Source organism: Flavobacterium defluvii, from assembly GCF_900129555.1.
Classification (GTDB): Bacteria; Bacteroidota; Bacteroidia; order Flavobacteriales; family Flavobacteriaceae; genus Flavobacterium; species Flavobacterium defluvii.
In genome coordinates this window covers 91,476-106,570 of sequence record NZ_FQWC01000002.1, presented here as the reverse complement: position 1 = coordinate 106,570, position 15,095 = coordinate 91,476, and the positions used below count along the sequence as shown (strand labels likewise).

Here is a 15,095-nt window from a genome sequence, read left to right as displayed (position 1 = left end):
ATGAGTTTATTCAATTTTTGGAAAAAGGAAGAAAACAATATATTCGATGAAAACATTACGATCGAAGAAACTCGTTTTGTGGTTTTAGATACCGAAACAACTGGATTTGATTATGATAACGATCGAATTTTATGCATTGGCGCACTAGTTCTCCAAAATGGAGTTATTTCTGTTCAGGATAGTTTTGAAATTTATCTGGAACAAGAGCATTATGATAAATCAACAGCGCAAATTCATGGTATTTTAAAAGATTTACTTATTAAACGTCCAACAGAATTAGAAGCATTACAGCAGTTTTTAGACTTTTTAGGTGATTCTATAATTATAGCTCACCATACTATTTTTGATATTACGATGATTAATAAGGCATTAGTACGAAATGAGCTTCCTCAACTAACTAACAAAACTTTGGATACTGCCTATTTATACAAAAAAACACTTATAAAATCGCATTTGTTTGAAAGAAAGGATCACTATACTTTAGACGATCTTGCCGATAAATTTGATATTTCAAAAAAAGATCGTCACACAGCTTTGGGAGATGCGTATATAACTGCAATTGCTTTTCTTAAAATTGTAAAAAAACTGAGAGAAAAGAAAGCAGTAAATTTGAATTCTCTTTTCAAGTATTAGTTTTCTAATTTTTATAAAAATCACTTTCTTTATTGTACATATAAAATTTATTATACTTTAAGCTCCTTTTTGAAAATTCTCCCAGAGAATCTGGTTTTCTGGAGATCTCTTTAGTTGAATAGCCTTTTTTTATGAATACTATTTTTATTGGTTGTTCTCTTTTTATTTTTACATTAAAATATCCTAAACTATCCGTAAGGGTTTCAACTTTATTTATAGTAACAACTACATTTTTTAAAGGACGTTCTGTGTCGTAGTCATAAATATTTCCGTTTAAATCGATCATATTACTGCAAGAGCAAAACAGCAAGAGTATAAAAATGAATTGATTCTTCATTAACCTTTGATTGTAATTCTTTTCAAAAAACAAATTTAGGCTAGTCATTAGCAATGAAAGGTCTATTATACATTATAAAAATATAACTTCAGGGTTTTCTTTAAAATAAAAAACGCTAAGATTAATTTCTTAGCGTTTTCATTTTTATTCTAAAACCAGACCTATTTGGCCATCATCATCTAATTCTGTTTCTACTGAATCATCATCTTCTGAAATTTCAGGTTTTTCCGGAACTTCTTCGACGGGTTCTTCATACGGAAGCGGGTCTAACAGATTTACTTGTTTTAATTTATCCGTTGTCAATTGATTCCCCAAAGCTTTAAAACCTTTTACGGCTATAAAGTCTTCTACATCAATATGAAGATCATCTTTTTGAACACCTTTTACTTTTGCAAAAACCAATTGCGCTACCGGACGATAATCTGTCGAAACGATTTCCAATTGCGAATTTGGGTGATCTGTAATAAAGCTTTCTTCTTTTCCTTCGTTTTCTACTAGGAAACGCTTCAAGAAGTAACGTTCTTTTTCTCCATCATAATAAATTGCAGAAATCGGTTTTTTAGGTTTCCATTTCTCCAAGACAATCATGTCTTCATCGAAATGTGTAGACAACTCTGGAATTATTACTTTTAATTTTCCTGATTGACTAATTACTAAGATTTTATCTGTAGGTTTAAATTCTCCTAACAATTCTCCTCTCGCATCAACATTTAATCGTTTTACAGTATCATCAAACCAAACTTTTCTTGGCAGTAAAGTCGAAATCCCTTTTTCTTTTAATTCGATTTTCTTAATTGGATATTTGGTCACTAAATTTCCTTTAGATCCACGTCCTTTGATTGCCAATTTCGCAAAATCAATGTCGAATTTCAGTTTTTTAATCGTTCCAACCTGACGCAGTAAAATAGTTACAACCTCAGCTTCTCCATTTGGATTATGTGAAAAATAAACCACCTGAGAACCGTTTGTTCCATTAGTTAAATCGTAAGCTTTATCACGTGTAACTCCGGTAACATTGAAACGTTTTATATATGATGGCCCCGATTTTCCATCACGGTACATCATATTATAAATAGTGCGTTTATCATTTTTATCAAAAACAGCTGCATGTATAATATCTTTTCCGATAAAAGTTTTAGCGTCTACTTTTGTGATCATCATCGTTCCGTCACGTAAAAAAACGATAACATCATCAATATCAGAACAATCACCTACGTATTCGTCTTTCTTTAAACTTGTTCCTACGAAACCTTCTTCGCGGTTTACATATAGTTTTGTATTTCTTAAAACTACTTTTGTAGCCTCAACATTATCAAATACACGGAGCTCGGTTTTACGCTCTCGTCCTTTTCCGTATTTCTCTTTTAGTTTGGTAAAATAAGCAATAGCAAAATCGGTAAGATTTTCCAGATTGTATTCTACCTCTTTCATTTCTTCTTCTAATCTCGAGATTAATTCATCTGCTTTATCAGAGTCAAAACGAGTAATACGAATCATCGGAATTTGAGTCAAACGCTGTAAATCATCATCGTTGATTTCTCTAACAAATGATTTCTTAAATGGCTCAAAACGATCGTATAAATATTTATAAAGTGATTCTCTGTCTCCGTATAATTTGAAGTCAATATACATTTCTTCTCGAATGAAGATTTTTTCCAAAGTAGAGAAATGCCACTTATTTTTTAATTCTTCTAATTGAATTTCAAGCTCTTGTTTAAGCAAATCAACCGTTCTTTCAGTTGAAATCTTCAACATTTGCGAAACACCAATAAACAACGGTTTATTATCTTCAATCACACATCCTAAAGGTGCAATAGAAGTTTCGCAAGCCGTAAATGCAAATAAAGCATCAATCGTTTTGTCTGGCGAAACACCGGGGAAAAGATGAATCAGAATCTCTACATCAGCAGCCGTGTTATCTTCAATTTTCTTGATTTTGATTTTACCTTTTTCATTGGCTTTCAAAATACTGTCAATCAAACTCGATGTATTGGTAGAAAACGGAATCTGCGTAATGACCAAGGTGTTTTTGTCTAATTGCGAAATTTTAGCACGAACACGCACACGTCCGCCACGCATTCCGTCGTTGTAATTCGAAACGTCAGCAACACCGGCTGTTGCAAAATCCGGGTAAAGAGTAAACGATTTCCCTTTTAAGATTTTAATCGAAGCGTCAATTAATTCATTAAAGTTATGAGGAAGTACTTTTGTAGAAAGTCCAACTGCAATACCTTCTGCTCCCTGCGCTAAAAGCAATGGAAATTTTACCGGAAGATTAATAGGTTCAGCTTTTCTACCGTCATAAGATAATCCCCATTCAGTAATTTTTGGAGAATATAAAACCTCCAAAGCAAATTTAGATAAACGTGCCTCAATATAACGGGGTGCTGCTGCACCGTCACCAGTTAGAATATTTCCCCAGTTTCCTTGGCAGTCAATCAATAAATCTTTTTGACCAATCTGTACCATCGCGTCACCTATACTCGCATCTCCGTGTGGGTGATACTGCATGGTGTGTCCTACTACATTGGCAACTTTGTTATAACGACCATCGTCCAGCTCTTTTAACGAGTGCATAATACGACGCTGAACAGGCTTGAATCCGTCCTCGATAGCAGGAACTGCACGCTCTAAAATTACGTATGAAGCATAATCCAGGAACCAGTCTTTGTACATTCCCGTTACCTTCGTAATAACATCTTCTCCTTCTTCTTCCTGATTTTCGTAAAAATGCGCTCCTTCAAAATGTTTTCCTTCACCATCAATCACATCATCATCACCATCCTGAATATTATCCAGATTTTCCTCTGAATTATTTTCGTCGTCGTTTGGAATTATGTTATCGTCTTCTTCGTCTTTCATATATTTTGTTCAGTATAAATACTAAAAATTCTTCTGTAATTCTTTTGTTTTAAACCTCCTCAAGCTCATCAATCTCCACCTTCAAATTCTTGATAATAAAATCTTGCCTGTCTGGCGTATTTTTCCCCATATAGAAAGATAACAACTGCTCAATCGAAGTATGTTTATCCATCATAACAGGATCAAGACGAATCGTGTCTCCAATAAAGTTTTTAAACTCGTCTGGCGAAATCTCTCCCAAACCTTTAAATCGTGTGATTTCTGGTTTCGGTTTTAATTTTTCAATCGCGTCTTTTCTTTCTTCTTCTGAATAACAGTAAATTGTCTCTTTTTTATTTCGAACCCTGAAAAGCGGTGTCTGTAAAATATACAAATGCCCTTCTTTAATTAATTCAGGAAAAAACTGCAAAAAGAACGTAATTAAAAGCAAACGAATATGCATTCCATCGACATCGGCATCGGTTGCGATTACGATGTTGTTATAACGCAATTTCTCTAATCCGTCTTCGATATCAAGTGCAGCCTGCAGTAAATTGAATTCTTCGTTTTCATACACGATCTTTTTAGACATTCCATATGAATTCAAAGGTTTACCACGCAAACTGAAAACCGCCTGCGTATTTACGTCGCGCGACTTTGTGATCGATCCGGAAGCCGAATCTCCCTCTGTAATAAAAAGCGTACTTTCTAAGTTTCTTGGGTTTTTAGTATCAGGAAGATGCGCTCGGCAGTCTCTTAATTTTTTATTGTGAAGATTGGCTTTTTTAGCACGATCTGTTGCCAGTTTTCTAATTCCAGATAATTCTTTACGCTCACGTTCTGCCTGAAGAATTTTACGCAATAAAGCTTCGGCAGTTGTTGGATTTTTATGCAGATAATTATCCAACTTGGTTTTGATAAAATCGTTTACGAAAGCACGCACAGAAACCGCTGGCGATCCATCATCAGACCCCATATCGGTAGAACCTAATTTTGTTTTAGTCTGAGACTCAAAAACCGGTTCCATCACTTTAATACTAATCGCACTCACAATCGATTTACGAACGTCTGATGCTTCGAAATTTTTGTTGTAAAACTCACGAATTGTTTTCACAACCGCTTCACGGTAAGCCGCTAAGTGCGTTCCTCCCTGCGTTGTATTCTGGCCGTTTACGAAAGAATGGTATTCTTCGCTGTACTGTGTTTTACTGTGCGTTAATGCAACCTCAATATCGTGATCTTTTAAATGGATAATTGGGTATTCTAAATCTTCTTCGCTGATCGTTTCTTCTAATAAATCACGAAGTCCGTTTTCTGAATAGTATTTTTCCCCATTGAAAATAATCGTCAAACCATTGTTCAAATAACAATAGTTTTTGACCATTTTCACTACATATTCCATACGGAATTTATAGTTTTTGAAAATCGTTTCGTCTGGAGTAAAAGTTACTTTCGTTCCTTTACGTTTAGTCGTTTCAACAATATCTTCTTCTAAAACTAAATTTCCGGCAGAAAACTCTGCTCCTTTTTGTTTATCATCACGAACAGATTCTACACGGAAATAAGTCGAAAGTGCATTTACTGCTTTTGTCCCGACACCATTTAAACCTACTGATTTCTGGAAAGCTTTTGTATCGTACTTTCCACCTGTGTTCATTTTCGAAACTACATCGACCAATTTCCCCAACGGAATACCACGTCCGTAATCACGAACTGTAACCGTTTTTTCTTTAATACTTACCTCGATAGTTTTTCCTGACCCCATAACGAACTCATCGATACAGTTGTCTAAAACCTCTTTTAGAAGAATATAAATACCGTCATCCGGAGCAGATCCGTCTCCAAGTTTTCCGATATACATTCCCGGACGCATACGGATATGTTCTTTCCAATCAAGCGAACGAATATTATCTTCGGTATATTGATTTTGCTCTAGCATATATGAATTTAGGATTTTTGGCTAATGTACCATTTCTTAACAAAAAATGAAAGCGTATTTTCTTTTTGTTATGAATAATAACAGTTTAAAATCTATTTAAACTGATTTTAAAATAAAACGGGCGATAAAATTATAAAATAAACTGCTTTTTCAGCAAAAAAACTATTTGATTCCGAGTACTTCTTTTGCCAGAGCAATCATTTCGGGCGTTCCCGTGTTTTTATTTTTTTCGTCTGAAAGTTTCACAACGCCCTGCCAATGCGTATTATCGGGTTTGGTTTCTGTCAGTTTTATAACCATATTCATGGCAGGAAGACCAACGTCGTTTGTGAAATTTGTTCCAATTCCGAATGACATTTTTATTTTATCCTGACAAAAATCGGCGATTGTTTTTACTTTATCAAAATTTAGCGAATCCGAAAAAACAATGGCTTTAGATTTCGGATCAATTCCCATTTTGGTGTAATGCGAAATTACTTTTTTTGCAAACTCTACCGGGTCGCCGCTGTCATGTCGAACGCCGTCAAAAAGTTTGGAGTATTTTTTATCAAACTGATTGAAAAATATTTCTGTAGTATAAGTATCTGTTAAAGCAATACCGAGGTCGCCGCCATAAACTTGTGTCCAATGTTCCAAGCTTATCGAATTTGCCATTTTAAAACCATACTGAGCCGCATGAAACATAAACCATTCGTGTGCATGCGTTCCCAGCGGACGTTTATTATTGACCATAGCAAAATGTACGTTGCTTGTACCAATAAAACTCTGACCTCCAAAAGCTCTTAAGGTTTCATTTACCAAATTATGAACATCATAGGAGTGTCGGCGTCTTGTGCCGAATTCTAAAATAGAAACGCCTAACTTGTTATACTTGTCAATTTTATCTTTGGTAAGATTTCTTATAGCTTCGTCATTTAAGCGGATTAAATGATTTGATTTATAAAAAAGTTCAGAAATCAAGGCCATAAGCGGCACTTCCCATAAAATTGTTCTGTACCAAAATCCTTCGACCGTAACTTTGATTTCTGAACCTTCCTGAGAAATCTGAACTTCTGACGGATCAAAACGATATCCCTGCAAAAAATCTAAATAAGTAGGATCAAGATATGGACAATAATGCGAGAGATAATTTTTTTCTTCTTTTGTTAACCGAAGGTCTGCCATTGCATCTACAGAACGACGAAGTAAATCAGCAAAACCAGCTGGAAAGACATGTTTTCCTCTGTTTATAAATCCATAACGAACCTTTGCCTTTGGAAAAAGTCTTATTACGGCATGCTGCATCGTGAATTTATAGAAATCATTGTCTAAGATCGATTTCAAAAAAGTAGTCTCCATATCGCATTCATTCAAATCCTGAATTGCTAAGATACGGCAATTAAGCAAAAGAAGAAAATTCTATCAATTACAATATAAATTTATTTTTGAACTATTTTAAAGGAAACAATACTATTAGTATCAATAAAAATAGTGATGTAATCCCCAATAGTATTATCATAAGGGATTTGAAATTCTAAACTGCCTCGTTTTTCTTTAGCGTTTTTAATTAGAACCGCCTGATTTCTTTTATTTAAATAAAAAACCTGATTTGATCTTGAGGCATTTTTAATTTCAACATCTATTTTATCTCCATATTTAGCTTCAATTATTCCCGAATTTGGAGATTTAATTTTAAAGTCGTTCTCGATTGTTTTATTGTAAATTAAAGGGCCGTTGAGAAAATCGTCTTTACTTATTCTTTCTCCCAAATAAGAACCAGAATCCGGATAATGTTTCGCAAAGAAATAATCAGGATCTGTATCAAAATACACCGGCGAAAAATCAGTTACCATTCTGCCTTTACTGCTGTCATAATAACCTTGTCCCCAGGTAACGTCAATGAGACGCCATTTTTTATTAATCAAAACGATATTCCACGCATGATTTGAAGAAGTGTTTTTTCGGCCGATATCTCTTACCGAAATTTTAGAATCTCCTCTAATGATCTCACATTTCAAATCCGATAATTCAGACAAATGTTTGTACAAAGCGGTAAATCCTTCGCAAACAGCTTTTTTAGAACTAAATGCTTTTTGAAACAATCTGTCGTTCAATTCTTTAATTTTTCGCTGTTTTTCTGCTTCTGTTGAATAACTGAATCCCTGCGATTTTGGCGGGTTTAAATAAGCATTATAATCGTATTTTATATTAAAAGCAATCCAGCTGTAAATAGCACGTGCTTTATCATAATCAGACTTAAAATCGTCATTGATTCGTTCTGCTAATTCTTCTGTCGAACTAAAGTTTTTAGGATATTTTAAAACGATTTTATCAACTTCATTATATTTCTGTGCCAACACCGAACAAGTAAAAATGATATTCAGCAGCAGGAATATAAAACCAAACCTTCTTGTTTTCATCGATTAAAAGCTTGATTTTATGATATTTTTCAATTCCTGATCTAATTCTGGATTTGAAATCTTATTTTGTTCTAAATCGAAATTGGCATTGAAAGAAGGAAGAGAAAACGATCCTTTAATTTCGCCGCCGTAACGAGGAAAAAGGTTTTGCGCAATTCCTAAAACAGAAGCTCCTCCTCTTCCGCCCGGCGAAGTTGCCAATAATAACATTGGAATATGCTGAAAAACATCTTTTTCAATTCGGGAACTCCAGTCGAAAAGATTTTTAAAAGCAGCAGAATAGTTTCCGTTATTCTCTGCCATAGAAACAACCAGAATATCGGCTTCTTTAAGTTTATTTAAAAATGCTTGTGCAATTTCATGCTGGCCGATTTCTTTTTCTAAATCAACACTAAAAAGAGGCATTGCATAATCGTTTAGATCTAAAACTTCAACATCTGCATTTTCAAACAGACTTGCAGCATATGCCGCTAAACGTTTGTTTATGGATTGCGAACTATTACTTCCTCCAAAGGCTATAATTTTCATATTGTGGTATTTATTTATTATTTGTGATGCTTTCAAAAATTAAGCCATAAATATTTTAGGCATTTTCGATTTCAAAAACTTCTTTTTGAATTTCTACTGAATAATCATTTGGTGAAATATTACCGCCAAAAGCTTTTGCATAAACCTTAGTAAATTCGGCTCCAAAATACAATATAATAGCCGAATAATATACCCAAACCAATATTATAATTATAGAACCTGCCGCTCCATAAACACTTGCAACAGTAGAATTTCCTAAATAAACCCCAATCGCAAATTTACCTATCATAAATAAAATTGCAGTACAGGAAGAACCTATAAATGCATCTTTCCATCTTATAATTCCATCAGGCAAAGTTCTGAATATGATCGCAAAAAGCAATGTTATACTACAGAAAACAATCACCAGATTAACCACATAAAAGAAATATACCGTGCTGTCCGGGAAATAAAGTTTTAATCTGGCATTTAAAACATCGAGCGTTGCATTTAGCATCAAACTAACAAGCATTAAAAATCCAACGGAAGCAATCATTGAAAAAGACATTATCCTGTTTTGAATAAATTTTCTCAATCCTCTGTTGGGTTTTGCGCGTAATCCCCAAATATAATTGATGGAACTCTGAATTTCGGCAAAAACTCCAGAAGCCCCAACCAGCAGCATTACAACCCCAAAAATGGTAACAAAAACATTACTGTCTGATAATTGTACATTTTTGATCGCTTCCTGAATCTGCACAGCTGCATTATTTCCAACCAATCTGTTTATTTGTCCGTATAATTGTCCGGTTACAGCTTCTTCTCCAAAAAAGAATCCACAGATTGTTATGATAATAATTAACAATGGAGGTAAGGCAAAAATGGTATAATAGGATAATGCCGCACTTAATTTGATGGCATTATCGTCGTTAAATTCCAGAAATGTATTTTTTAATAAATACCATGATTTCGAAAAAAAATTATGATTTTTCATTTGCTGATTTTTTGATATTCACTCAAATTTACGCAATATTGAAAAATTCTGAATTCTTGATTTTTAATGGAATTTTATATTTTTTCCATCTACCGATATGTAATTCCTAACGGAATATTTTACGTAATGACAAAACATTTTGCTACCGGTATTTTATTCCTAACGGAATATCTTGTAAAGATTTAATTATTTTTAAGGGAATATGTCGCAAAATTATTAAACACTTTGTTACAGATATTTAAGATTTTTAGCAAAAGTAATCTCGTAGAGATCTAATATCGGTAACCAAAAAAACAAATGTATCGTAATTGTTCCGTAGGAACTATACCCTATTTATAATGACAAAAAATCCCTTTATCATAAACTGTCCATAAACTTGCTTTTTGATTTGCCGCTTTTAAAGCATTGTTTGCCCAGGTATTGCAGGTATAAAAAAGACTGTAACTTCCTTTGGCTTCGTAAAAAGCATCTTTTTTTCCGTAACTGTGACCTTCAATCCATTCCGGATGAATTGGATCTCTAAAACTATCTGAAATATAATTAACTAAAAGCTGATAATTTTCTTTTGAAATCATAATACGTTTGCAGTCGTCGCCTTCTCTTAATTGTTTAAAAAAAGTGGTATGCATAGCTGAGGAACTCACACCAAATGCCGCTTTTAATGCCGTACTTGCTTTTAAATCTGACCATTCTGGCGTATCGAGATAAAAACCTTTATCGCCCCAGCCAAAAGCTATAAAATTCATTAGTGAATCCTTTGATTGCGTTTGACTAAATTGAATTTCGTTTCGCCAGTCTTTAATTTCATTTTTTATCGGAACGACAATATCGGTATGAACACCATTTGAGAGGATATAAATTGGAACAGCATTTTGTTCTTCGACCTGAACAACATCTGAATTAACGGTGATTTTAGAAATCAGATAAACTGATAAAACATAAAGAACAAGAAATCCGAAGATTCCGAAAAGTGTCCACCCTAGAAATTTGAAAGTTTTTTTTAGCATTTTAATTGGTTTATTTTAGATTAGTAATTGGTAATTTTTCTGTAACCAATTTTTAAGCCAAAAATTTCCAGCTGCTAAAATTGTATGCGGATTTTATTGATTCGCTTTCGCGAAAGCGCGGATTTAAACGGATTTTTTTTTGAAAAAGATTATCAGGCTGAGCAAAGTCGAAGCCCACGCAAAGATTGACAATACTTTATGGAGCTTACGCGGACTTCGACTTCGCTCAGCCTGACAATAGAGACTTAAATAATAAACATAAAAAAACTGCTGAATTCCTCCAGCAGTTTTAGTCTATTCTCTTGTTTCTTTCTTCTTTCCTCTAAAAAAAATTAAACGTTGAAACGGAAGTGCATTACATCACCATCTTTTACAACGTATTCTTTTCCTTCCACTCTGAATTTTCCAGCTTCTTTTGCTTTTGCCTCAGAACCGTAGTGAACATAATCATCATATGAAATTACCTCTGCACGGATAAATCCTTTTTCAAAATCAGTATGGATAACTCCTGCAGCCTGTGGTGCAGTTGCTCCAATATTAATTGTCCAGGCACGAACTTCTTTTACACCAGCTGTAAAATAAGTTTGCTGTTTTAATAATTTGTAAGCTGCACGAATTAAAACTGATGCTCCAGGCTCTTCTAATCCCATATCTTCAAGGAAAACCTGACGCTCTTCGTAGCTTTCTAACTCTGTAATATCAGCCTCTGCTCCTACTGAAAGTACAATAACTTCAGCATCTTCATCTTTTACTAATTCACGAACCTGATCTACATATTTGTTGCCGTTTACAGCAGAACTTTCGTCAACATTACAAACATATAAAACTGGTTTTGCAGTAATTAATTGAAAACTCTCCAATAAAACTTCTTCGTCCTGATTTTGAGGAACAATTGTTCTTGCAGATTTTGCCTGCAAAAGTGCTTCTCTAATTCTGTTTAGTAAAGCTTCTTCTGCCTGAGCTTCCTTATTTCCGGTTTTTGCAGCACGTTTTACTTTTTCTAAACGTTTTTCGATTGTTTCTAAATCTTTTAACTGCAACTCGATATCAATTGTTTCTTTGTCACGAATTGGATTTACGTTTCCGTCAACGTGTACAATATTATCATTGTCAAAACAACGTAAAACGTGAATAATAGCATTACACTCTCTAATGTTTCCTAAAAACTGATTTCCAAGACCTTCTCCTTTACTTGCTCCTTTTACTAAACCAGCGATATCAACAATATCAACAGTCGCCATTTGTACACGCTCTGGTTTTACTAATTCTTCTAATTTGTTAATTCTCGGATCCGGAACGTTTACAACACCAATATTTGGTTCGATTGTACAGAACGGAAAGTTTGCACTTTGCGCTTTTGCATTAGATAAACAATTAAATAATGTTGATTTTCCAACATTTGGTAATCCTACAATTCCTGCTTTCATTTGTTTGTTTCTGTTTATATTTTATCTGATGCTCAAACTCTTAGCATCATTATATTTACTATTTTTAGTAAATGATTTACTATTTACCCAATTTTTTCATTTCTGCCAAAATGATATTTTTGACTTTAAAATTTTGCAAATATAAGATTTAATACCTCGTGAGCGAAGTAAAAATGTGCATTAATATAATTTTAGGGTTATTCTTAAAAATTTTTAAACTTTTTATTAAGTTTTTGTTAAAAAATATTACTTTTATAACAATAATCAATAAAAAAGAAACCAAAAAACCAACAACCATGAAAAAGATTGCATTATTTTTATTCCTGCTGAATTCAGCATTTCTTTTTGCCCAAAAAGAAGTCTCGGGTATCGTGAAGGACAAAACAGGTACACCGCTTCCGGGCGTAAATGTTGTAGAAAAAGGAACTTCTAACGGCGTTTCTACCGATTTTGAAGGCGGTTATAAAATAAAAGTTAAAGATGGCGCTACCTTAGTATTTAGTTACGTAGGGTTTGCAACAGTTGAAAAATCAGCTTCGAGTGATAAGGTAGATGTTTATTTAGATGAAAGCGGTGGTCAGGTTTTAAGTGATGTAGTCGTTACAGGATCAAGAAGTACTAAAAGAACTGTTGTAAATTCTGCCGTTCCTATTGATGTTATTAGTGTAAAAGATGTTACAACACAAAGTGGTAAAATTGAAATTAATCAATTATTACAATACGTAGCTCCATCTTTTAATGCTAATAAACAATCAGGTTCTGATGGTGCCGACCACGTAGATCCGGCTTCGTTAAGAGGTATGGGGCCTGACCAGACTTTAGTTTTAATAAACGGAAAAAGAAGACATCAATCTTCATTAATTAACTTGTTTGGAACTCGCGGACGCGGAAATACAGGAACTGACTTAAATGCAATTCCGGCAGCTTCTATTAAAAGAATAGAAATTTTACGTGACGGTGCATCGGCTCAATACGGTTCTGATGCAATTGCAGGTGTAATTAATATTATTACAAATGACAATGTAAACGAACTTACGGGATCTGTTACTTATGGCGCATTCAATACGCATGCAAAAGGCGATTTCCTTCCGGGAACTCCAAATACAAAAGGATACAGATTAGATCAGGATGGAAACGGAAATTCATACGGAAAAGATCAGGATTTTGACGGAGGTTCTGTAAGAGTTGCTGCCAATTACGGTGTAGCCTTAGGCACAAAAGGCGGTTATGCAAACTTTACAGGTGAGTTTTTAAATAAAAATAAAACACTGAGACCTGCTTATGATTTTAGAAAAGGTTTTGGAGATGCAAGTATGCATGGCGTTAACTTATTTGCTAATTTCTCTATTCCAATTGCTGACAAAACTGAATTTTATGCTTTTGGAGGAAGTAATTTTAGAGATACAGATGCTTACGCTTTTACCAGAAATGACGGTGAAAGAGTTGTAGAATCAGTTTATCCGGGTGGATATACTCCTAGAATTACATCAAAAATTAACGATAATTCAGTTGCTGCAGGTATTAAAACCGAATCTTCTGGAGGATGGAAATTTGATTTAAGTAATACTTTCGGAAAAAATAAATTCCAATACGATATTAAAGGAACTATAAATGCTTCTCTGGAAGAAAAATCTCCACATGAATTTGATGCGGGTGGACATAGTTTACTTCAAAATACAACCAATTTTGATATTTCTAAGAGTTACGACAGTATTCTTAACGGTTTCAATATCGCTTTTGGATCGGAATTTAGAGTTGAAAAATTTGAAATTTTTGCCGGAGAAGAAGGTTCTTACACTACTTATGACACAAATGGTAAGCCAATAACAGATCCAACAACTCAAAGTGCTCCAATTGATCCTGTTTCTGGAAATCCAAGACCGGGAAGTTCTCAAGGTTTTCCAGGTTACAGTCCTGCAAATGAAGTTAACGAAAGCCGTACAAACTTCTCTCTATATGCTGATGGTGAATTAGATGTAACCAATGCTTTTATGGTAAACGCAGCGGTTCGTTTTGAAAATTACAGTGATTTTGGAAGTACAGTAAACGGAAAATTAGCATCAAGATTAAAATTAGGTAATCATTTTAACTTAAGAGGTTCGCTAAGTACAGGTTTCCGTGCTCCGTCTTTGGCTCAGATTTACTATAATTTGCGTTTCACTAACTTTAATGCAAGCGGCGCTACTGAAGTTTTACTGGCACCAAATAATAGTGAAATTACAAGAGCTTTTGGAATTGGTAAATTAAATGAAGAAAAAGCAGTTAATGGCTCATTAGGTTTTACAGCTTCTTTTGGAGACTTCACGGCAACAGTTGACGGTTATTATATTAAGGTAAAAGATCGTATCGTTCTTACCGGATATTTTGATGCAAGTTCATTAAATCTTGGTGTTTCTGAAGCACAGTTTTTTGCTAACGGAGTTGATACAAGCACTCACGGTCTTGATTTAGTTCTATCATGGAAAAAAGCGTATAACTTTGGAAATTTCGGGGCAACATTGGTTGGGAATATCAACGATATGAAAATTGATAAGGTTAAAAACGGAAATCTGGATGAAGCTACTTTCTTCGGAAAACGTGAAAAAGCCTTTTTATTGGCTTCTGCTCCGGATAATAAATTTGGCTTAAACTTAAATTATTCTTTAAAGAAATTCGATGCCGGTTTAGCATTTACACGTTTCAGTAAAGTAGTTTTAGTTGATTATGCAGATGAAGATGATGTTTATAACCCAAGATTGGTTACTGATTTAACTTTAGGTTATCAATTTACTAAAAGTTTAAAATTAAGTATTGGAAGTAATAACTTATTCAATGTTTATCCAACGAAACAGGACGAACAAGGAAATACAGAAGCTGGTGGATATTGGGATGCTGTACAAATGGGTTTCAGCGGAGCGTATTACTATGCAAGACTTGGATTTAATTTCTAAAAGGCCAACTTCGCTAAGCCTGAAAACATTTTATATAAAGAAAATCCTGAACTATTCGTTCAGGATTTTCTTTATATCTGT

Annotated in this window: 11 protein-coding genes; 2 read left to right on the top strand and 9 right to left on the bottom strand. The window is 34.0% G+C overall.

The features are described from left to right. Complete coding sequence (locus BUC29_RS04540; protein ID WP_073413793.1) at positions 1 to 633, top strand: 3'-5' exonuclease; 633 nt, start codon at positions 1 to 3, stop codon at positions 631 to 633. A gap of 4 nt (positions 634 to 637) precedes the next feature. Here BUC29_RS04540 and BUC29_RS04535 read toward each other — a convergent pair whose 3' ends face one another. The 9 genes from BUC29_RS04535 to ychF form a co-directional block, all read right to left on the bottom strand. Continuing rightward, the gene (locus BUC29_RS04535; RefSeq protein ID WP_139260407.1) at positions 638 to 970 is read right to left on the bottom strand and encodes a hypothetical protein; all 333 of its coding nucleotides are present in this window, start codon (positions 968 to 970) and stop codon (positions 638 to 640) included. Positions 971 to 1,114: 144 nt separating this feature from the next. Beyond that, positions 1,115 to 3,832, bottom strand: coding sequence for a DNA gyrase/topoisomerase IV subunit A (locus tag BUC29_RS04530; protein WP_073413788.1), 2,718 nt, complete (start codon positions 3,830 to 3,832; stop codon positions 1,115 to 1,117). 49 nt (positions 3,833 to 3,881) lie between these two features. Then, entirely contained in the window at positions 3,882 to 5,750 is a 1,869-nt protein-coding gene (locus BUC29_RS04525) for a DNA topoisomerase IV subunit B (protein ID WP_073413786.1), read from the bottom strand. Positions 5,751 to 5,912: 162 nt separating this feature from the next. Beyond that, positions 5,913 to 7,088 (bottom strand): nicotinate phosphoribosyltransferase, encoded by a 1,176-nt coding sequence (gene pncB, locus BUC29_RS04520; RefSeq protein ID WP_073413784.1) that lies wholly within the window; start codon positions 7,086 to 7,088, stop codon positions 5,913 to 5,915. 80 nt (positions 7,089 to 7,168) lie between these two features. Then, entirely contained in the window at positions 7,169 to 8,149 is a 981-nt protein-coding gene (locus BUC29_RS04515) for a transglutaminase domain-containing protein (RefSeq protein WP_073413782.1), read from the bottom strand. A gap of 3 nt (positions 8,150 to 8,152) precedes the next feature. Then, positions 8,153 to 8,677, bottom strand: a complete 525-nt coding sequence (locus BUC29_RS04510) for an NADPH-dependent FMN reductase (RefSeq protein ID WP_073413780.1) — start codon at positions 8,675 to 8,677, stop codon at positions 8,153 to 8,155. Between the two features lie 55 nt (positions 8,678 to 8,732). After that, positions 8,733 to 9,650, bottom strand: coding sequence for a YihY/virulence factor BrkB family protein (locus BUC29_RS04505; protein WP_073413778.1), 918 nt, complete (start codon positions 9,648 to 9,650; stop codon positions 8,733 to 8,735). 329 nt (positions 9,651 to 9,979) lie between these two features. Next, positions 9,980 to 10,657: a TIGR02117 family protein gene (locus tag BUC29_RS04500; RefSeq protein WP_073413776.1), complete on the bottom strand. Its 678-nt coding sequence runs from the start codon at positions 10,655 to 10,657 to the stop codon at positions 9,980 to 9,982. Between the two features lie 332 nt (positions 10,658 to 10,989). Further along, positions 10,990 to 12,084: a redox-regulated ATPase YchF gene (ychF, locus tag BUC29_RS04495; protein WP_073413774.1), complete on the bottom strand. Its 1,095-nt coding sequence runs from the start codon at positions 12,082 to 12,084 to the stop codon at positions 10,990 to 10,992. Between the two features lie 296 nt (positions 12,085 to 12,380). Here ychF and BUC29_RS04490 point away from each other — a divergent pair, with 296 nt between their 5' ends. Then, positions 12,381 to 15,014 (top strand): TonB-dependent receptor, encoded by a 2,634-nt coding sequence (locus BUC29_RS04490; RefSeq protein ID WP_073414880.1) that lies wholly within the window; start codon positions 12,381 to 12,383, stop codon positions 15,012 to 15,014. Positions 15,015 to 15,095 lie beyond the last annotated feature (81 nt).